The sequence below is a fragment of the Noviherbaspirillum sp. FW303-A3 genome, from assembly GCF_058788695.1.
On sequence record NZ_JBYTAZ010000001.1, the window covers coordinates 1208740 to 1229382 of the forward strand.

Annotated in this window: 18 protein-coding genes; 5 read left to right on the forward strand and 13 right to left on the reverse strand. The window is 62.8% G+C overall.

Annotation, left to right across the window (positions count from 1 at the left end):
* Positions 1 to 30 precede the first annotated feature (30 nt).
* Genes ppc through eno form a run of 4 tightly spaced genes read left to right on the forward strand, consistent with a single transcriptional unit; the run spans position 31 to position 6639 of the window.
* Positions 31 to 2772: a phosphoenolpyruvate carboxylase gene (gene ppc / locus AC3WOY_RS05935; RefSeq protein ID WP_492421717.1), complete on the forward strand. Its 2742-nt coding sequence runs from the start codon at positions 31 to 33 to the stop codon at positions 2770 to 2772.
* A 46-nt stretch (positions 2773 to 2818) separates the two neighbouring features.
* The gene (gap, locus tag AC3WOY_RS05940; protein ID WP_492421719.1) at positions 2819 to 3829 is read left to right on the forward strand and encodes a type I glyceraldehyde-3-phosphate dehydrogenase; all 1011 of its coding nucleotides are present in this window, start codon (positions 2819 to 2821) and stop codon (positions 3827 to 3829) included.
* Between the two features lie 23 nt (positions 3830 to 3852).
* On the forward strand, positions 3853 to 5298 hold the full coding sequence (gene pyk, locus AC3WOY_RS05945) for a pyruvate kinase (RefSeq protein WP_492421721.1): 1446 nt from the start codon (positions 3853 to 3855) through the stop codon (positions 5296 to 5298).
* Between the two features lie 57 nt (positions 5299 to 5355).
* Positions 5356 to 6639: a phosphopyruvate hydratase gene (gene eno / locus AC3WOY_RS05950; RefSeq protein ID WP_492421723.1), complete on the forward strand. Its 1284-nt coding sequence runs from the start codon at positions 5356 to 5358 to the stop codon at positions 6637 to 6639.
* Positions 6640 to 6724: 85 nt separating this feature from the next.
* Here eno and AC3WOY_RS05955 read toward each other — a convergent pair whose 3' ends face one another.
* From AC3WOY_RS05955 to AC3WOY_RS06000, 10 genes are all read right to left on the reverse strand, one after another.
* Positions 6725 to 8011 (reverse strand): TRAP transporter large permease, encoded by a 1287-nt coding sequence (locus AC3WOY_RS05955; protein WP_492429203.1) that lies wholly within the window; start codon positions 8009 to 8011, stop codon positions 6725 to 6727.
* A gap of 21 nt (positions 8012 to 8032) precedes the next feature.
* The gene (locus AC3WOY_RS05960) at positions 8033 to 8545 is read right to left on the reverse strand and encodes a TRAP transporter small permease (RefSeq protein ID WP_492421725.1); all 513 of its coding nucleotides are present in this window, start codon (positions 8543 to 8545) and stop codon (positions 8033 to 8035) included.
* A gap of 68 nt (positions 8546 to 8613) precedes the next feature.
* The gene (locus AC3WOY_RS05965; protein WP_492421727.1) at positions 8614 to 9594 is read right to left on the reverse strand and encodes a TRAP transporter substrate-binding protein; all 981 of its coding nucleotides are present in this window, start codon (positions 9592 to 9594) and stop codon (positions 8614 to 8616) included.
* 135 nt (positions 9595 to 9729) lie between these two features.
* Entirely contained in the window at positions 9730 to 11358 is a 1629-nt protein-coding gene (locus AC3WOY_RS05970; protein WP_492421729.1) for an NADP-dependent glyceraldehyde-3-phosphate dehydrogenase, read from the reverse strand.
* Position 11359: 1 nt separating this feature from the next.
* Positions 11360 to 12343, reverse strand: coding sequence for a D-erythronate dehydrogenase (gene denD / locus AC3WOY_RS05975; RefSeq protein ID WP_492421731.1), 984 nt, complete (start codon positions 12341 to 12343; stop codon positions 11360 to 11362).
* A 13-nt stretch (positions 12344 to 12356) separates the two neighbouring features.
* Positions 12357 to 13133, reverse strand: a complete 777-nt coding sequence (gene otnI / locus AC3WOY_RS05980) for a 2-oxo-tetronate isomerase (RefSeq protein WP_492421733.1) — start codon at positions 13131 to 13133, stop codon at positions 12357 to 12359.
* Positions 13134 to 13147: 14 nt separating this feature from the next.
* Positions 13148 to 13801, reverse strand: a complete 654-nt coding sequence (otnC, locus tag AC3WOY_RS05985; protein ID WP_492429205.1) for a 3-oxo-tetronate 4-phosphate decarboxylase — start codon at positions 13799 to 13801, stop codon at positions 13148 to 13150.
* A gap of 5 nt (positions 13802 to 13806) precedes the next feature.
* Positions 13807 to 15081 carry a 3-oxo-tetronate kinase gene (otnK, locus tag AC3WOY_RS05990; RefSeq protein WP_492421735.1) on the reverse strand — a complete coding sequence of 425 codons (1275 nt, stop codon included), beginning with the start codon at positions 15079 to 15081 and terminating at the stop codon, positions 13807 to 13809.
* Between the two features lie 12 nt (positions 15082 to 15093).
* Positions 15094 to 15996: an L-threonate dehydrogenase gene (gene ltnD / locus AC3WOY_RS05995; protein WP_492421737.1), complete on the reverse strand. Its 903-nt coding sequence runs from the start codon at positions 15994 to 15996 to the stop codon at positions 15094 to 15096.
* A 45-nt stretch (positions 15997 to 16041) separates the two neighbouring features.
* Positions 16042 to 17367, reverse strand: a complete 1326-nt coding sequence (locus tag AC3WOY_RS06000) for an MFS transporter (protein ID WP_492421739.1) — start codon at positions 17365 to 17367, stop codon at positions 16042 to 16044.
* 221 nt (positions 17368 to 17588) lie between these two features.
* Here AC3WOY_RS06000 and AC3WOY_RS06005 point away from each other — a divergent pair, with 221 nt between their 5' ends.
* A complete protein-coding gene (locus tag AC3WOY_RS06005; RefSeq protein ID WP_492421741.1) occupies positions 17589 to 18392 on the forward strand; it encodes a FadR/GntR family transcriptional regulator in 804 nt (267 codons plus the stop codon).
* A gap of 58 nt (positions 18393 to 18450) precedes the next feature.
* Here the strand turns inward: AC3WOY_RS06005 and AC3WOY_RS06010 are convergent, their stop codons facing one another.
* The 3 genes from AC3WOY_RS06010 to AC3WOY_RS06020 all read right to left on the reverse strand — a co-directional run bounded on the left by AC3WOY_RS06010 (position 18451) and on the right by AC3WOY_RS06020 (position 20351).
* Complete coding sequence (locus tag AC3WOY_RS06010; RefSeq protein ID WP_492421743.1) at positions 18451 to 18681, reverse strand: hypothetical protein; 231 nt, start codon at positions 18679 to 18681, stop codon at positions 18451 to 18453.
* Between the two features lie 123 nt (positions 18682 to 18804).
* Entirely contained in the window at positions 18805 to 18978 is a 174-nt protein-coding gene (locus AC3WOY_RS06015) for a hypothetical protein (protein ID WP_492421745.1), read from the reverse strand.
* A gap of 176 nt (positions 18979 to 19154) precedes the next feature.
* A complete protein-coding gene (locus AC3WOY_RS06020; protein ID WP_492421747.1) occupies positions 19155 to 20351 on the reverse strand; it encodes a PilT/PilU family type 4a pilus ATPase in 1197 nt (398 codons plus the stop codon).
* Positions 20352 to 20643 lie beyond the last annotated feature (292 nt).

Here is a 20643-nt window from a genome sequence, read left to right on the forward strand (position 1 = left end):
CCTGCCGCCCTCCCCCATTCGACGAACGCCATGCAACTTTCCGATCAAGACAAGGACGTTTTTCTCCAGGAAGATATCCGCCAGCTGGGCCGCATCCTTGGCGACACCATCCGCGCCCAGCACGGCGGTGAAGTATTCGACCTGATCGAAAACATTCGCCAGTGCTCCATCCGCTTCCGCCGCAACCAGGACACGGTAGCGCGCAAGGAACTGGAAGCAACCCTCTCTTCCCTGTCGCCGGAACGCACCACCCAGGTCATTCGCGCCTTCAGCTATTTTTCCCTGCTGGCCAACATTGCCGAGGACCAGCACCACATCCGCCGCACCCGCGCCCATCTGATCGCCGGTTCCCCGCCGCGCAAGGGAAGCCTTGCGCATGCCATCGACAGCGTGTTCGACGCCGGCGTGTCGGCATCGGACCTCGCGGAATTCTTCCGCCATGCCGTGGTCAGCCCGGTGCTCACCGCACACCCGACCGAAGTCCAGCGCAAAAGCGTGCTGAACTGCCAGATGGTGATTTCCCGCCTGCTCGACGAGCGCACGCGCATGCAATTGACCGCAGAAGAAGCGGGGGAGAACGACGAAGCGCTGCGCCGCGCGATCCTGACCTTGTGGCAGACGCGCATGTTGCGCAGTTCCAAGCTGTCGGTGCTGGACGAAGTGGAGAACGGCCTCTCCTATTACGACTACACGATGCTGCGCGAACTGCCGCACCTGTATGCCGGGCTGGAAGACCTGCTCGCGGCGCGCAGCGGCGAATCCGTGGAACTCCCCGGCTTCATGAAGATCGGCAGCTGGATCGGCGGGGACCGCGACGGCAATCCCTTTGTCACCGCCGAGGTGCTCGAGGAGGCGTTGCGCATGCAATGCCAGCGCGCGCTGTCCTACTATCTTGCAGAACTGCACACCCTCGAATCGCAGCTGTCGCTTGCCAGCCGGCTCGTCTCTTGTTCGCAGGAACTGCTGGCGCTTGCCGAGGCGTCCCATGACGATTCCCCGCACCGCGCGGACGAACCTTACCGCCGCGCGATCTCCGGCATCCACGCCCGGCTTGGCGCGAGCCTGCGCGTAATGACCGGCGCTCCTGGCCGCTCCGATCCGCAGGTGAAACCGTATCGCAGTGCCGAAGAACTGTTGCACGACCTGAATGCCATCCACCGCTCGCTCGCGGCGAACGGCTCGGCCCCGCTGACGCGCGGGAGGCTGCGCAGCTTGCGACGCGCCGTGAGCGTCTTCGGCTTCAGCCTCGCGCCAATCGACCTGCGCCAGAATTCCGACGTGCATGAACGCGTCGTCGCCGAACTCCTGCAGACCGCCTGCCCCGGCACCGACTACCTTGCGCTTGACGAAGAATCGCGCACCAGGTTGCTGCTGCAGGAAATCGGCTCGCCGCGCCCGCTGGCGTCGGCCCACCTCACGTATTCCGACGAGACGCGGTCCGAGCTGGCGATCTTCACCGCCGCACGCAAGGCGCAGCAGCGATACGGCACCGACGCCATCCAGAACTGCATCATTTCCAAGGCAAACAGCGTGTCGGACATCCTCGAAGTCGCGCTGCTGCTGAAGGAAGCAGGCATGCTGCGCCCGCTCGAAGGCTGCATGGACGTCAACATCGTGCCGCTCTTCGAAACCATCGCCGACCTGCGCAACAGCGCAGCGATCATGGACCGCCTGCTCGCCTTGCCCGCCTACAAGCGCCTGCTGCAGTCGCGCGACGATACCCAGGAAGTGATGCTCGGCTATTCCGACAGCAACAAGGACGGCGGCTTCCTGACATCCGGATGGGAACTGTACAAAGCGGAAATCGATCTGATCGAGGTGTACCGCAGGCACGGCATCCGCCTGCGCCTGTTCCACGGCCGTGGAGGCTCGGTGGGACGCGGCGGCGGTCCGAGCTACGAAGCCATCCTTGCGCAACCGGCCGGCGCGGTGCAGGGACAGTTGCGCCTGACCGAGCAGGGCGAAGTGATTACCGCGAAGTATGCCAATCCGGAAGTGGGCCGCCGCAACCTCGAAGTGCTGGCGGCAGCCACAGTGGAAGCCAGCTTCCTCGCCCAGCGCGAACCCGCGCCGGATCCCGCCTTCCTCGTTGCAATGGAGAGCCTGTCGGCGGAAGCCTTCCGCGCCTACCGCAACCTGGTCTATGAAACGGAAGGCTTCGAAACCTATTTCTGGGAATCCACCGTCATTTCCGAAATCGCCGGCCTGAACATCGGCAGCCGTCCTGCCTCGCGCAAGAAGACGCGCGCCATCGAGGATCTGCGCGCGATTCCCTGGGTGTTCAGCTGGGCGCAATGCCGGCTGATGCTGCCGGGCTGGTTCGGCTTCGGCTCGGCGGTGAACGCCTGGCTTGAAAAGAATCCTGATGGCCTTGCCTTGCTGCAGCGCATGCACAAGGAATGGCCGTTCTTCAGCACCCTGCTCTCCAACATGGACATGGTGCTGGCCAAGAGCGACATCGCAATTGCCAGCCGCTATGCCACGCTGGTGGAAGACGCTTCATTGCGCGACGCCATCTTCCCGCGCATCAAGGCCGAGCACCAGGCCACCATCGATGCATTGATGGCCATCACCGGCCAGAAGGAACTGCAGGAAAACAATCCGCTGCTCAAGCGGTCGATACGCAACCGTTTCCCCTATCTCGACCCGCTCAACCATGTACAGGTCGAACTGCTGCGTCATTTCCGCGAGGGGCAGCAGGAAGAACGCATCCGGCTGGGCATCCATCTCTCGATCAACGGGATCGCCGCCGGACTGCGCAACAGCGGATGAACAACAAGAATAATTTTCCCATTCACATTCATCAGAGAGAGCAGACATGACTATCCGCGTTGCCATCAACGGCTATGGCCGCATCGGCCGCAACATCCTTCGTGCCCACTACGAAGGCGGCAAGAAGAACGACATCCAGATCGTTGCCATCAACGACCTGGGCAATGCCCAATCGAACGCCCACCTGACCCGCTACGACACCGCCCACGGCAAGTTCCCGGGTACCGTTGAAGTCGACGGCGAATTCATGATCGTCAACGGCGACAAGATCAAGGTCTTCGCGCAGCGCGATCCGGCCCAGATTCCCTGGGGCGAGCTGAACGTCGACGTCGTGCTGGAGTGCACCGGCTTCTTCACCACCAAGGAAAAGGCTTCCGCGCACCTGAAGGGCGGCGCCAAGAAGGTCATCATCTCCGCACCGGGCGGCAAGGACGTGGACGCGACCATCGTATTCGGCGTGAACCAGAACGTGCTGAAGGCGTCCGACACCGTCATCTCCAATGCTTCCTGCACCACCAACTGCCTGGCCCCGCTGGTCAAACCCCTGCATGAAAAAATCGGCGTCGTGAACGGCCTGATGACCACCGTGCATTCCTACACCAACGACCAGGTGCTGACCGACGTGATGCATGAAGACCTGCGCCGCGCCCGTTCCGCCACCCAGTCCATGATCCCGACCAAGACCGGCGCTGCAGCAGCAGTCGGCCTGGTGCTGCCGGAACTGAACGGCAAGCTGGACGGCTACGCGATCCGCGTCCCGACCATCAACGTGTCCATCGTCGACCTGTCCTTCGTCGCCGCGCGCGATACCACGGTCGATGAAGTGAACCAGATCATGAAGGATGCGGCCAACGGCGCGCTGAAGGGCATCCTGACCTGCAACACCGATCCGCTGGTTTCCGTGGACTTCAACCACAACCCGGCATCGAGCAACTTCGATGCGACGCTGACCAAGGTCTCCGGCCGCCTGGTGAAAGTGTCCTCCTGGTACGACAACGAATGGGGCTTCTCCAGCCGCATGCTCGATACCACCGTCGCCCTCATGAACGCGAAATAAACCCACCACAGAAAGAGACATCCATGCCGCGCTCCACCAAGATCGTTTCCACCATCGGCCCCGCTTCCAGCGACCTCGACACCCTGACACGCATGGTGCGTGCCGGCGTGAACGTGGTGCGCCTGAATTTCTCGCACGGGAAGGCGCAGGACCATATCGACCGCGCCCATCTCGTGCGGGAAGCGGCGGCCATCTGCGGCACCGAGGTGGCGATCATGGCCGATCTGCAGGGCCCGAAAATCCGGGTCGGCAAATTCGAACATGGCAAGGTCTTCCTCGAGGCCGGCGCGAAATTCATCCTCGATGCGGATTGCGAACTCGGCAACGACGAACGCGTCGGCCTCGACTACAAGGACCTGCCGCGCGACCTGAAGGCGGGCGACGTGCTGCTGCTGAACGACGGCCTGATCGTGCTGAAGGTGGACACGGTGCGCGGCAACGAGATCCATACCACGGTCAAGATCGGCGGCGACCTGTCCAACAACAAGGGCATCAACCGCCAGGGCGGCGGCCTGTCCGCGCCGGCACTGACGGCCAAGGACATGGAAGACATCAAGACCGCGGTTGGCCTTGGCGCCGACTACGTTGCGGTGTCCTTCCCGAAGAACGCCTCCGACATGATCATGGCGCGCCAGCTCGCCAATATTGCCGGCGAGCCTTACGGCCGCAAGCCGCTGATGATCGCCAAGGTGGAGCGCGCCGAGGCGATCCCGCTGCTGCAGGAGATCCTCGACGCCTCGGACGGCATCATGGTGGCCCGCGGCGACCTGGCGGTGGAAGTCGGCAATCCCGCCGTGCCGGCGCTGCAGAAGCGCATGATCAAGATGGCCCGCGCGTCGAACAAACTGGCGATCACTGCCACGCAGATGATGGAATCGATGATCGTCAACGCCGTGCCGACGCGCGCCGAGGTGAGCGACGTCGCCAACGCGGTACTGGACGGCACCGATGCGGTGATGACATCGGCGGAAACCGCCTCAGGCAAGTACCCGGTCGAGACGGTCGAAGCGATGGCGGCGATCTGCGTGGAAGCGGAAAAGGCGGACGTGGTCAAGCTGGACACCGACTTCCTCAACGTGCACTTCACCCGCATCGACCAGTCCATTGCTTATGGCGCACTCTTCACGGCCTATCACCTGCGGGTGAAAGCGATCGTCGCCCTGACCGACTCCGGCTCGACCGCGCTCTGGATGAGCCGGCACAACATCGACATCCCGATCCATGCATTGACTCCCAAGGTCGAAACGCGCCGCAAGGCTTCGCTGTACCGCAACGTCACGTCCTTCGAGCTGGCGCAAACGGGTGATCGCGAGGCCGTGTTGCGCGATGCCGAGAACCTGCTCGTGGACAAGGGCGTGGTGAAGAAAGGCGATTTGATCGTGCTGACCTGGGGCGAGCCGATGGGACAGGTTGGCGGGACGAATTCGATGAAGATCGTGCAGATCGGGAAAGACAGGGCGACCCTTTAATTCTGCAATCCACCCTATCGATTCTTTCTACACTATCCAAGAAAACAGGAGCAAACAATGACCTCCATCATAGACATCATCGCCCGCGAAGTAATCGATTCCCGCGGCAACCCCACCGTCGAATGCGACGTGCTGCTGGAATCCGGCGCCATGGGCCGTGCCGCCGTGCCGTCCGGCGCCTCCACCGGCTCGCGCGAAGCCATCGAGCTGCGCGACGGCGACAAGGGCCGCTACATGGGAAAAGGCGTGCTGAACGCATGCCAGAACATCAACACCGAGATCGCCGAGGCCATCGTCGATCTGGACGCCAATGACCAGGCGCAGATCGATCGCATCCTGATCGACCTGGACGGCACCGAGAACAAGTCGCGCCTCGGCGCCAACGCCACCCTGGCCGTGTCCATGGCGGTCGCCAAGGCTGCCGCCGAGGAATCCGGCCTGCCGCTGTACCGCTACTTCGGCGGCTCCGGCGCGATGCAGATGCCGGTGCCGATGATGAACGTCATCAACGGCGGCGCGCACGCCGACAACAACCTCGACCTGCAGGAATTCATGATCATCCCGGTGGGCGCTCCGTCCTTCCGCGAAGCGATCCGCTACGGCGCCGAAGTGTTCCACACCCTCAAGAAGATCCTGCATGACAAGGGCCTGACCACCGCGGTCGGCGACGAAGGCGGCTTCGCTCCGTCCGTGGCCAACCATGAAGAAGCGATCAAGCTGATCCTGCAAGCCATCGAGCAGGCCGGCTACGAGCCGGGCACGCAGATCGCGCTGGGCCTGGACTGCGCCGCTTCCGAGTTCTACAAGGACGGCAAGTACCAGCTGTCGGGCGAAGGCCTGTCGCTGTCGTCGGCCGATTTCACCAACCTGCTGGCGACCTGGTGCGACAAGTACCCGATCATTTCCATCGAGGACGGCATGGCCGAGAACGACTGGGAAGGCTGGGCGACGCTGACCAATGCGCTGGGCAAGAAGGCACAGCTGGTGGGCGACGACCTGTTCGTGACCAACACCAAGATCCTGCGTGAAGGCATCCAGAAGAACATCGCCAACTCCATCCTCATCAAGATCAACCAGATCGGCACGCTGACAGAGACGTTTGCGGCGATCGAGATGGCCAAGCGCGCGGGTTACACCGCCGTGATTTCGCACCGTTCGGGCGAGACCGAGGATTCGACGATTGCCGATATCGCGGTCGGCACCAATGCGCTGCAGATCAAGACCGGTTCCATGTCCCGTTCGGACCGCATGGCGAAGTACAACCAGCTGCTGCGCATCGAGGAAGACCTGGGCGATGTTGCCAGCTACCCGGGCCGTGGCGCGTTCTACAGCATCAGGTAAGGCAGGATAATCAAAAAAAATCCCGGCATGTGCCGGGATTTTTTTTACCGATTCTTGCCGAACACGGCAAGACAGGAGAGTGGGTTCATTTAAATCCCAGGACGTGAGGCAGCCAGGTTGACAGCGCCGGTACGAAAGTCAGCAGGATCAGCACCACGCCGTGGGCAAGCAGGAAAGGCTTCAGTTCGCGCGTGAGGTCGGCCAGCGGAATCTTGGCGACATTCGATGTCACAAACAGCAGGCCACCCACAGGAGGCGTGATCATCCCCAGCGTCAGGTTGAAGATCACGACCATCGCGAAATGCACCGGATCGATCCCCGCCGCGGTCGCCACCGGCGCCAGGATCGGCACCAGCACCATCACGCCCGGCAGCGGTTCGATGAAGATGCCGAAGACCAGCAGGAAGATATTGATCGCGATGAGCAACAGCCAGGGAGACAGGTTCCATTGGGTGATCAGTTCGGCCATCTCATGCGGTACGCGTTCAATGGTCAGCACCCAGGCGAATGCTGCCGAGAAGCCGATGATGATCAGCACCGAGGAGGTGAGCAGCGCCGAGCGCACCAGGATGTGCGGCACGGCTTCCCATTCCAGCGTGCGATAGATCCACTTGCCGCAGACGAATGCGTAGAACACCGCCACCACCGATGCTTCGGTCGGAGTAAACCATCCGGCACGCATGCCGCCTAGGATCAGCAACGGCAGCAGCAATGCCGGCAGTGCATTCCATGTATTGGCAAGAATGATGCGCATCCGGGGAAAGCTGCCCACTGCACGGTAATTCCGCTTCTTTGAAATATGGAAATTGACGACCGACATCGCAATGGCGATCAGGATGCCCGGCACGATGCCCGCCATGAACAGCGCGCCGACCGAAACGCTCTCATCCGCCAGCGCATAAATGATCATGATGATCGATGGCGGGATGATTGGGCCGACGATGGCGGTGGAGGCGGTCAGCGCACCCGCGTAAGCACGCCCGTAGCCTGCCTGGTCCATCATCTTGATCAGCATGGAGCCCGGCCCCGCCGCGTCGGCCAGCGCCGAGCCGGAGATGCCGGAGAAGAAGGTCAGCGATACGATGTTGGTGTAACCCAGCCCGCCCCGCTTGTGGCCGACGAACTGCCCGGCAAAGCGGAGCAGCACCGCCGTTAGCGAGCCGCCGCTCATCAGTTCCGCCGCCAGTATGAAGAACGGCACTGCCATCAGCGGGAAGCTGTCGATACCGGTGAAGGTTTCCTTCAGGATCACGATCATGGGAAACTGCCCGACCGCGAGTACGGCGGCGCAGGCGGACAGCCCGAGCGCGAATGCAACCGGCATGCCAATGGCGAGGAGCGCGCAGGCGGAAAGGATGAGAATGATGCTCATGGTCATGTTTCGGTTCCTTCCTTACAGCGACGCGCTTGCGGCGGCATCGAAATCGTCATCCGCCGCAAACTCCCGGTGCACCAGCCACGGTTTGGCAATCAACGCAAGATGGATCAGCATGAACACGCAGCCGATCGGCATGGCCGCGTAGACGTAGCCGAACGGGATTTCGGTTGCGGCCGTGGTCTGCAGCATGGTGCGGCCGACATAGATCCATCCGTAATAGGCCAGCAATCCGAGGAAGGCGACGATCAGGGCCAGCACGACACCGCGCACCAGGCGTGCCGTCGTTGCCGGAAGCGCATCCTGAAGATTGTCGATGGCAATATGCCCGCCGCAGCGCAGCACCAGGCCGCTGCCGAGGAAGGTCAGCCAGATCATCATGTGGCGCGATACCTCTTCCGACCAGGGAATGGATGCGTTGGTCAGGTAGCGCACGACGACGTTGGAAAACACGATGACGGACATCGCTCCCAGCAGGACAATCAGTACCCACCGGTTGAGCGCGACGAACATCTGCTCAAACTTGTTCATGATTCATCTCCGGTTGTTTCGGCGCCGGCCGGCATGCATGGCACACCGGCCGGCAAACCGAAGACAAATTACTTCACGCTCCTGATACGATCGATCGCGTCCACACCAAAGCGGCGCGCATAGTCTGTGTAGGCGACACTCAGTGCCTTCTGGAAGGAGGATTTGTCGACGCCGTTGACGATGGCCACACCCTGTCCCTTGAGCTCTTCCATGCCTTTGGTTTCAATTTCGTTGACGCGCTTGCGCATGGCCTGGGCGCCGACGACGGCGGCTTCCTGCACGGCTTTCTTGTCAGCGGCAGACAGCTTGTCGAGGACGATCGGCGATGTGATGATCAGCGCCGGCGAATAGACGTGTGCCGTCAGCGAGAGGTGCTTCTGTACCTGGCTGAACTTGGACGACACGATGACGGGGATCGGGTTTTCCTGGCCGTCCACCGTGCCTTGCTGCAGGGCGCCGAACAGTTCCGGGAAAGCCATCGGCGTCGGTTGCGCGCCGAGCGTCTTGAACGCCGCCATATGGATCGGGTTTTCCATGGTGCGGATCTTCAGTCCCTTCATGTCGTCGGGAACATTGATCGCGCGCTTGCTGTTGGTCAGATGGCGAAAACCGTTCTCGCCCCACGCCAGCGCAACCAATCCCTTGGCGGGGAACTTGGCGAGCAGTTCCTGGCCGATCGGGCCGTCCAGCACCTTGCGTGCGTGGTCATAGTCGCGGAACAGGAACGGCAGGTCGGTGATCAGCGTTTCCGGCACGAAGTTGCCGACCGGCCCCGTCGACGTCACGACAAAGTCGAGCGTGCCCAGTTGCACCGCCTCGACCATCTCGCGCTCGCCGCCCAGTGCGCCGGAGGGAAATTGCTGGATCTTCACGCGTCCGTTGGTACGCTTCGCGACTTCATCGGCGAAGGCCGCTGCCCCGGCGGCATAGTGCGAATCCTTGCTCAGCACATAGCCGAGCTTCAATGTCGCCTGCGCCGATGCGCCGGCCGACAGGCCAAGAAGTGCGAAGGCGCTGCAAACGGTTGCAGCCAGTTTGAATAGTTTCATGATGTTCTCCTCACTACCGAATTGGAAGTTTTTGAATTTGCCTGCCTGGGCAGGCGGTTTGTCTCGACCATGTCTTTCGATCCAGTCGATGTTCCTGCGTGACGCTGGAATTTCTTTTGCTCTTGCTGTTGCTCTCTACAGAATGAAACGGGTATTGATGAAGTTGGACTTGTTTCCAAGCACGATCGCATCCAGTAACTGCTTGCTGTCCTCGGTCTGCCTGGTCGCCACCATCGAGCGGATCGAGAACGCGCGCAGCGCATCGGTCACCGACAGCGTGCCTTCCGCCGAATCCTTGCGCCCCGCGAACGGAAAGACATCGGGGCCGCGCTGGCACTGGCAATTGATGTTCACGCGGCACACCTGGTTGACCAGCGGGTCGACCAGTGCGCCGATGCGGTCGGGATCGCGGCCGAAGATGCTGACCTGCTGGCCGTGCTCGGAGGTGGCGACATAATCGAGTGCCGTTTCCACGTCGTCGAAGGGCATGACGGGCACAACCGGCCCGAACTGCTCCTCGCGGTACAGCTTCATGCCTTCGCGCACCGGATAGACCACGGCCGGGTAGAACAAGGTGCCGCTCACCGTGCCGCCACCTTCGTTGACGACACGCGCGCCCTGCTCTTGCGCATCGCGGATGCATTCCTTCAGGTAGGCGGTCTTGGCCACCTCCGGCAGCGGCGTGATCTGCACGCCCTTTTCCCAGGGCATGCCGACCTTGAGTTTTCCGACCTCTTCGGCAAGGCGCAGCAGGAAAGGCTCGATAATGGAGCGATGCACGATCAGCATCTTGAGCGCGGTGCAGCGCTGGCCGTTGAAGGACAGGGCGCCCAGCACGCACTCCCTGACGGCCAGCTCGATGTCGGCATCCGGCAGCACGATGGCGGCATTCTTTGCATCCAGGCCGAGGATCGCGCGCAGGCGGTTCGCCTTCGGGTGTTCCTTCTTCAGGTGGTTGGCGACCTTGCTCGAACCGATCAGGGTGAGCACATTGATCTTGCCGGAACCGAGCATGCGCGGGACGATGGCGGCGCCGGGACCGTACACGGTATTGATCACGCCCTTCGGCAAGGCGGTGCGGAATGCCTCCAACAGCGGATGGAACAACAGCGCGCCGAACTTCGGCGGCTTGAACACCATCGTATTGCCCATGATGAGCGCCGGGATCATCGTCGCGAATGTTTCGTTGAGCGGGTAGTTGTAGGGGCCCATGCACAGTACGACGCCAAGCGGCGTGCGACGCACCTGTCCGATCGTTCCCTCGACGACGGTGAAGCGCGAGTTGCCGTTGTCCAGCTCCTTCAACGCGACGACCGTGGCCTTGATGTACTCGACCGTGCGGTCGAACTCCTTTTCGGAATCGGCCAGGCTCTTGCCGATTTCCCACATGATCAGGCGAACGATCCGGTCGCGCTGCGCGATCATCTTGCGGGTGAAATCTTCGATGCACGCGATGCGCCGGGCGACCGACATGGTGGGCCACTCGCCGCGTCCGTTGTCGTAGGCGGCGACCGCCGCTTCCAGTGCCGCATCGCTGGCGGCGCCGTCATGCAGCGGATAGGAACCGATGACCACCTGCTCGGGCACGCCGTCCGCGGTGCGGGTGCAAACAGGCGAGAGCACCGCCTGGACATCGCCCTCCCACGGAAGCAGTTCTCCGCCGACCAGATAGACGCGCTGGTGCAAGGGCTCCGCAAGACGGTGTTCCGCCGGAATGGCATCGGCACCGGGGAACAGGTGGAGCAGGTCGGTGGCGGTCTTCATGTCATTTCCCTTCAGGGACGAAGTCGTCTTCCATGTAGGCGCGCACGATGCTGTCGAAATCGGTATCCGCGGACAGCCCGAGCGCGCTGGCACGTGCAATGTCCCATGCACCGGGCCAGCTGCCGACGATGCGTTCGACCGCCGGATCGCGCTCCCAGCGAATGCGTTCGACTACGTCTTTTCCGGCGACACGCTCCAGCGCGGCAACCATGTCGGCGACGCTGACCGAAATGCCTGGCAGGTTGACGATGCGGCTGTCCCCGAGCGCCGGTGCGGCCATATCGTGCCCCTTGACGAGGTTGTCGATGGCCTTGCGCGGCGACAGCAGCCACAGGCGGGTATGCGGCGGCACCGGGCAGATCGCCTCTTCACCATTCAGCGGTTCGCGAATGATTCCGCTCGCGAACGAGGACGCCGCCTTGTTCGGCTTGCCCGGACGCACGCTGATCGTCGGCAGGCGCAGCACGCGGCCGTCGATGAAGCCGCGGCGGCTGTAATCGTTCACCAGCAGCTCGCCGATGGCTTTCTGCATGCCGTAGGACGAGCGGGGGTTGAGCGCGGTGTCGTCCTGCACGACATCGGGGAGCTTTCCGCCATAGACGGCGACCGAGCTCGTGAACACCACCTTGGGCCGGTTGCCGTTGACGCGGCAGGTATCGAGCAAGGCACGCGACGCATCCAGGTTGATGCGCATGCCGAGGTCGAAGTCTGCTTCCGCCTGGCCGCTGACCACGGCGGCGAGATGGAAGATCGAGCCGGTGTCGGGGCGGATCACCTCGCGCAGCAGCTGCGCCTCCGAAATATCGCCCGCCACGATGCGTACGCGCGGGTCGCCGAAGTCGTTCGCCGGCACCACATCGACCAGCGTGATTTCATCGATCGCGCTGTCACGTCCGTCGGCGCCGGTAACGCGCCCATCCTTCAGCAGCCTGTTTGCCAGGCGCTGGCCGAGAAAGCCTGCGCCGCCGGTAATCACTACTTTCATGTCTCTGTCCTTTTCAGTTCAATGCCTTCATCCATCCGAGGCCATCCTCGGTGCGTCCGCGCGGACGGTATTCGCAACCGACCCAGCCGTCGTAGCCCATCTCGTCGAGCAGGCGGAACAGGTAGCGGTAGTTCACTTCGCCGTCGTCCGGCTCGTTGCGGTCCGGGACGCTGGCGATCTGGATGTGTCCGATACCGTCGAAGTACTTGCGGAAGGTTTTCGCCAGGTCGCCCTCGACGATCTGCGCGTGATAGAAGTCCATCTGCACCTTGAGGTTGGGTTCGCCCACGGACTCGCGAATCCGGTGCCCCTCAGCCTGGGAATTGAGGAAGTAGCCGGGGATGTCACGGGTATTGATCGGCTCGATCAGCAGCGTGATGCCGTGCTTAGCGACTTCACGCGCCGCATGGCGCAGGTTCTCGATGAAGGTTTCGCGATGACGGTTGCGATCGGCACCCGCAGGCAGCAGGCCGGCCATGGCATGCAGGCGCGTGGTCCCCAATGCCTGCGCGTACTCGAGCGCACGGGCCACGCCGTCACGGAATTCCTGCTCGCGGCCCGGCAACGATGCCAGGCCGCGCTCGCCCGCCGCCCAGTCGCCCGGCGGCATGTTGAACAAGGCGTTGGTCAGCTTGTGTTCCTTGAGCCACTGCGCAATTTCCTGCGGCGCGTGGTCATACGGGAAGAGGAATTCGACAGCCTCGAAACCAGCCTTGGCCGCAGCGGCAAACCGCTGGTGAAAGGCGACTTCGTTGAACATCATGGTCAGGTTGGCGGCAAATTTCGGCATGGCTTTCTTTCGAGTCAAATGTCGAGCTTGAAGGCCGACTTGAGTTCTTCGATCTGCCCTGCGGTGAGCGGGCTGGTGGGTGTGTTGCGCAGCATCAGGAACAGCTTGGCGGTTTCTTCCAGCTCCTCGGTCGCATAGACGGCCGCTTCGAGGCTGGTGCCGGACACCACCGGTCCGTGGTTGGCGAGCAGGACGGCGCAATGTTTGCGCGCCAGTCCGCGAATCGCATCGCCGAGGCAGGGATCGCCCGGGCGGTGATACGGAATCAGCGGCAGGCGCCCGATTTTCATCACGAAGTAGGCGGTCAGCGGCGGGATGCAATCCGCATGGTTGAGGCCGCACATGCACGAGACGGCGGCGGAATGCGTCGAATGCAAGTGCACGATGGCGCCGGCGCCGGCGCGCTCTTCGTACATCGCGCGATGCAGGAAGGCTTCTTTCGACGGCGCGTCGCCGCCGATGTGATTGCCGGCCCAGTCGAGCTTGACCAGCCGCGCAGGGTCGAGACGGCCGAGGCAGGCATTGGTCGGCGTCAGCAGCCAGCCGTCGTCGAGGCGCACGCTGATGTTGCCGCTGCTGCCCGCCGTCAGCCCGCGCTCGAACAGGGAACGTCCGAAATCGGCGATTTCCTCGCGCAGGCGTGACTCGTCGCGGCCGGTCTGGATCATCGCGCTCACAGCTTGCCCCATGCCTTGAAGAAGAAATCGTCGCTGCCGAAGTTGCCGGACTTGAGGGCGAGTGCAATGGGGCGATCGCCTGAAACCTTGTTCAGCGAGGTGGTCCAGGGCACACCGGGGTCGATTTCGGGTCCGATGCGCAGGCCGGTGACGCCGAGCGCCTTCACCACCGCGCCGGAAGTCTCGCCGCCGGCAACGATCAACTGGCCGACGCCAAGATCGACGAGGCCGCGTGCGACCCTGGCGAGCGCGTTCTCGACCAGCTCGCCGGCATGCACCGCACCGAGTTTGGCTTGCGCCTGCCTGACCGTCTCCGGCGTTGCGGTGGCGTACACAAGGATGGGTTCCTTGCCGACGCGCGACCGGGCCCAGTCGAGGGCGGCGCTCGCGAGGTCTTCACCGCATGCAAGGCGCATGGGGTCAATGTTGAACGCCGGCGCGCGCTCTCGCATCAGTGCCACCTGCCTGTTGGTCGCCACCGAGCAGCTTCCGGAAATAACCGCGCGATGGCCGCCGGTTCCGGGCAGCGCGTCCGCAACGACGGACTGCGACAGCAGGCCGATCCGGCGGAAATTTTGCGGGAGCCCCAGGGCAATGCCCGAACCGCCGGTGATGAGCGGCATGTTCGCGCATGCAGTACCGATGGCTTCAAGGTCCGCGTTCGACAGTGCATCGACAATCGCCATGCCCACGCCCTGCTCGCGCAAGGCGGTAAAGCGCCGGCCGACAGCGTCAGCGCCCTGGCTGACAGTGGCGTACTCGACCAGGCCGACCTTGCCCTGCACCTGCTGCTGCAGCACGCGCACCAGGTTGGCATCGGTCATCGGCGTCAGCGGATGGTTGCGCATGCCGGACTCGTTCAGCGGCACGTCGCCGACGAAGAGGCAGCCCTTGTAGATGGTGCGCGCATTGGCGGGGAATGCCGGGCAGGCGATAGTGAACGAGGTGCCCAGCGCCTTCATCAGCGCTTCCGCCACCGGGCCGATGTTGCCGCGCGGGGTGGAATCGAAGGTGGAACAGTACTTGAAATAGAACTGACGGCAGCCGGCTTGCTGCAGCCATTTCAGCGCGGCCAGGGACTCGGCGACGGCGTCGTCGACCGGACTGGTGCGTGATTTCAGCGCCACGACCACCGCGTCGACGCCTTCCGGCAGCGGACCGTCCGGCACGCCGATCAGCTGGACAGTGCGCATGCCGGCTTTCACCAGCATGCCGGCCAGGTCGGTGCCACCGGTGAAGTCGTCGGCGATGCAACCCAAAAGTGCTGGCATGGTCGTCCCCTGTCAGGCCTGCGCGGCCGGCAATTCAATGCCGGGGAAAATCTTCACCACGGCGGAATCGTCCTCGCCGCCGTGTCCGGCCGCGGACGCCTGCATGAACATCTGGTGCGCCGCGGCCGACAACGGCAACGGGAACACGCTCTTCTTCGCATAGTCGAGCACGATGCCCAGGTCCTTCACGAAGATGTTCACCGCCGACAGCGGACGATAGTCGCCGGTCAGGATGTGCGGCACGCGATTCTGGAACATCCAGGAGCTGCCGGCGCTGTTGCTGATCACCTCATACAGCGCATTCGGCTCGCATCCGGCGCGCAGTCCAAGCGCGACCGCTTCGGCGGCGGCGGCGATGTGTACACCGGCCAGCAACTGATTGATCATCTTCACCTTCGATCCCTGGCCCGGCTTGTCGCCGAGGCGGTACAGGCGGCTGGCGATGGCATTGAAGAGCTCTTCGCAGCACTCGAAGGTTTCGGGTGCGCCGGATGCCATCACCGACATCTGCCCTGCGGCGGCCTTGGCCGCGCCCCCGGAGATCGGCGCGTCGATGAACTGCAGCCCCATCTGCTGCAGGCGTGCGCCGAGCGCTTCGGCAAATTCGGGCGAAACGGTGGCGCAGGCGATGACGATGGAACCCGGCGCGAGATGCGCGGCGGCGCCGTTCTCGCCGAACAGCACCTGCTCGGTCTGCTGCGCATTGACGACGACGATCAGCAGCGCGTCGACGGCCTCGGCCATCGCTGCGGGGGACGCGGCAGCCTTTGCCCCGGCCTCGACCAATTGACCGACCGCTTCCGGGCGCACATCGCAGGCATGCACTTCGAAACCTTCGCGCAACAGGGACTGGGCGATGCCCATTCCCATCGCGCCCAGGCCGATAACACCGACTCGACGGACTTGCTTGTTCATGTTGACTTGCTCCTTGTATTGGGGAAGAGATGCCGGCAATCGCTATCAGCGGTTGACCAGCCGCGCAGGCACGGACAGCACGGCGAAACAGCCGGCCACCAGCACACAGGCGAGCAGATACATGCCGGCGTTGGTGCTTTGCGTCATGTCTTTCAGCCATCCGATCAGGTACGGGCTGGCAAAGCCAGCGAGATTGCCGACGGAATTGATCGCGGCGATGCCGGCCGCTGCCGCCGTGCCGCCGAGGAAGGCCGTCGGCAAGCTCCAGAACATCGGCGCGGACGAAATGACGCCGGCGGCAGCCAGGGCCAGGAAGGCGACGGCGACGGTCGTGTTGCCTCCGGCAAGCGCACTGCCGACCAGGCCAGCCGCACCCAGCAGCATCGGCACGGCCAGGTGCCAGCGGCGCTCGCCCATGCGGTCAGCGCTGCGGCCGAACAGCAGCATGGCAATCACGGCACAGGTGTAGGGAATGGCGGTGAACAGCCCGATGTTGAACACGCCCGTGATGCCGGCGGACTTTACCAGCGTCGGCATCCAGAACGTCAATCCGTACTGGCCCATGACGCAGCAGAAGTAGATCAGGGACATCAGCCAGATGCGGCGGTCGGCGAACACGGCACGCAGCGACGGGTGCTCGACCTTGCCCCTGGAATCCTGTGCAATGCGCGCTTCGAGGATGCGCTTTTCATCGTCGCTCAGCCACTTCGCGGAACGGATGCCGTTGTCGAGGTACAGCAGCACGGCGATGCCCATCACCACGGCGGGAACCGCTTCGATCAGGAACATCCATTGCCAGCCGGCCCAGCCGTTGACGCCGGCAAAGGATTCCATGATCCAGCCGGACAGCGGGCCGCCGAACACGCCGGACAAGGGGATCGCGGCCATGAAGGTGGCAACGATGCGCGCGCGGCGCTCCGCCGGATACCAGTAGGTGAGATACAGGATGATGCCGGGGAAAAAGCCGGCCTCGGCCACGCCGAGCAGGAAGCGCATCACATAGAACGCGGCCGGCGTGGTGACAAACATGAAGGCGCCGGAGATGATCGCCCAGGTAATCATGATGCGAGCGATCCAGACGCGCGCGCCGACGCGATGCAGGATCACGTTGCTCGGCACCTCGAACAGGAAATAACCGATGAAGAACACCCCGGCGCCGAGGCCGTACACGGTTTCGCTGAACTTCAGGTCGTTGAGCATCTGCAGCTTGGCGAAGCCGACGTTGACGCGGTCGAGATATGCGACCACGTAGCACAGCATCAGGAACGGAATCAGGCGCCACGTCACTTTTCGGTACACGGCGGATTCCTCGGCGGGTACGTTTGTGACGAACCCGGCGGATCCGGCCACCGGTGAGATGGGGGAAGTCATGCATGTCTCCTAAGTTTGGAATTCCGCTCTTCTCATCCGCCCGGCGCTTTTTGCTGTTTTATTAACCGGGTGGAAGTTGTATGAAAGCTGTATGGCTGTATGATAGAAACGACTATCCTGTATGTCAAGCTGTTTTAATTGTCCGTATGCTGTATAGTGAGTAGACAACTTTTTGCACTATTTCCAGGCGCGACGGACTTGCTTGCCTATAGGAAAAATCCATGGACCAGACCAATCCTTTCGTCCCGCGTGCCGCTGTGGCCGACGCGAGCTTCCCGACCGGCACGCTCGGTTCGCGCGTGGCGGAACAACTGCTGAACAAGATCCGCCTCGAAGACCTGGCGCCGGGTTCGCGGCTGCCCTCCGAGCAGGCGATGGCGCAGCATTTCGGCGTCAGCCGCACGGTGATCCGCGAGGCGATCGCCCTGCTCAAGGCAGACGGCTTGCTGGAGACCCGCAAGGGAAGCGGCGCATTCGTGCGCAATATGGACGCTGCACACACGCTGCGCGCCGACCGCATGACCGAACAATCGATCCAGTCCCTGCTCAACGTGATCGAAGTCCGCCGCGGCATCGAAGCCGAGATTGCCGCCCTGGCCGCCGTGCGCCGCAGCCCCGGACAGCTCGCCGATATCGAATATGCGCTGCGCCGCATCGAGGAAGCCGTTACTGCCGGTGAGGACGGTGTGGAAGAGGATGCCAAATTCCACCAGTGCATCGCTGTGGCAACCGGCAACCCCTACTGGGTGCGTTTCGTGGAAATGTTTTCACAGCCGATCCGCTCGGCGGTGAAGGTCACGCGTGCGAATGAAGCGCGGCGGGAAGACTTTGCGCGGCAGGTGCAGGCCGAACATGAAAAGATCGCGAATGCGATCGCGGCGAGCGATCCGGAATTGGCGCGCGCGGCGGCGAAGGAGCACATGGAGCAAGCGGCGCATCGCGTGCGGCTGGCAGACAGGGAGTTCTGGCGCGGGACCGGCGGGGAGCTGGCGCGGCGGCTGGTGGGGGATGGGGAGAAGGCTTAGTGCGATACAACCGAGTCGCGGTGCCCTGCCCCGCGGCTATCTCCCGGCTTGGCCGGGCTTACAAGGCGCCACGCGTCTTTCCGCTGGCGTAGTACACGACCTTGCGCGCCCTCATCACATTCCCCAGCGGCCGATGGTCCATCAGCGTACTCCAGGGATCGAAGACGGCGGTCTCGACCTGTGCGGCAAACCGGTTCTCCAGATTGATTACGCCGCGTTGTCTTCCTTCTCGGACGCCGTGTGCCCATGACAGCCCGGATCGCTCGCCGGGACCGGGCGCTGCCCCCATCCCAGTTCACTCCGGATTTCACTGATCGACGGTACAGGTCCGTTACTGCCGAAACGGCGTTTCAGGTATTCCCGGACTTGTTCCTTGGTTGGTGCTTGATACGTTCCCATGATGGGTTGCTGCTCACAGTGTGAAGAATCGGAGGAAGGACATTCTCGCCAGGCGCTTGAGGATGGACGGGAACGAGCTGCATTCGATGGGGCGCGCGATTGCGTGGGGCGCGGGCAGCGGGTGTACCCTGCCCTGCTTTGCTGACTTGCTGGCTGCGTTGCCGTGCGTGCCGAACCGATGGTTCATGGCTCCTCCCGCGTTCATCCTGTCGTTGGATGAATACAGGTTAGTCCGGGTTGCTTACGTGGATCTGACTTGCGCAATGAGGCAGCAATCTTCGCGTACTACTCGTACGCTTGCGCTTCTCCGCACCAATCTCGACCCGCTCGCTACGTTTTTCAACAACCTGCTAAAGAACGTGACTACTTCTTCGCCTTCTCGTCGCCCTCTTCTTCCTCTTCCGGCTCCTCGGTGATTGCCAGGTTGAATCCCGCATCCGCCCCACCACCGCCGTCCTTGCCGCGGCTCGCGCGCAGCTTGATCTGCAGGCGCAGCTCGTTGGCCGAATCGGCGTTGCGGATCGCTTCGTCGTAGCTGATGAAGCCGTCGTTGTACAGATCGAACAGCGCCTGGTCGAAGGTGCGCATGCCGAGTTCCTTCGATTTCGCCATCGTTTCCTTGATGGCGTGGAACTGGCCCTTGAGGATCTGTTCCGCGATGGTGGGCGTGTTGAGCAGGATTTCGATCGCCGCCTTGCGGCCCTTGCCGTCCTCTGTCCTCACCAGGCGCTGCGAGATGATTGCGCGCAGGTTGGAGGACAGGTCGCCCAGCAGCTGGTTGCGCCGCTCTTCGGGGAAGAAGTTGATGATGCGGTCGATGGTCTGGTTGGCATTGTTGGCGTGCAGCGTGCCGAGGCAGAGGTGGCCGGTTTCGGCGAAGGCGATCGCGTGCTCCATGGTCTCGGTGTCGCGGATTTCGCCGATCAGGATCACGTCGGGAGCCTGGCGCAACGTGTTCTTCAGCGCATGGTGCCAGGTGTGGGTGTCGACGCCGACTTCGCGGTGCGTGATCAGGCAGGACTTGTTCTTGTGGACGTACTCGACCGGATCCTCGACGGTGATGATGTGGCCGGATGAGCTGGCGTTGCGGTGGTCGATCATCGCCGCGAGCGTGGTCGACTTGCCCGAGCCGGTGCCGCCGACGACCAGCACGAGGCCGCGCTTGGTCATGATCACGTCCTTGAGAATCTCTGGCAGCTGCAGCTTTTCAAAGCTGGGGATCTCCGCCGCAATGGTACGGATCACCATGCCCACCTGTTGCTGCTGCACGAAGACGTTCACGCGGAAGCGGCAGACCTGCGGAATCGAGATGGCGAAATTGCATTCGAAGTCCTTTTCGAATTCGGCGAGCTGCTTCTCGTTCATCAGCGAATTCGCAAGCTTCTTCGTGACTTCGCCCGTGAGCTTCTGCTGGCTGAGCGGCTTCATCGCGCCCTGGTGCTTCATGCTGGGCGGGAAGTCGGCGGAGATGAAGAGGTCGGAACCGCCCTGCTGGTGCATGACCTTGAGCAGTTGATGCATGTATGCACGGGCTTCTTCAAGACCGAAGGTAGAGGACATGGCTGCCTTTCTTGTACTGGTCGGGTGTGGTCGCGCAAAGCCTCCCTGCCCTGCGCACAGTAGCAGCCATTATGTTTCCGCGCAGTCAGAACGGGCAAGATGTTTGTCGCGGAAAACCACGAGGTTGCAATAATTACATCCGGCGTGTACAAAATGTTGTGCGTTTTTTTTACCTGCCGCACGCTGCGTTGCCGATTCCGCCCTTCCCCTCTCCCTTCTCCCTCCCGCTCCGCCCTGTCCTTGCCTGTTATCAGGCCGACATCGCATGGCATAGCGTTTGCTGAACGCTGAA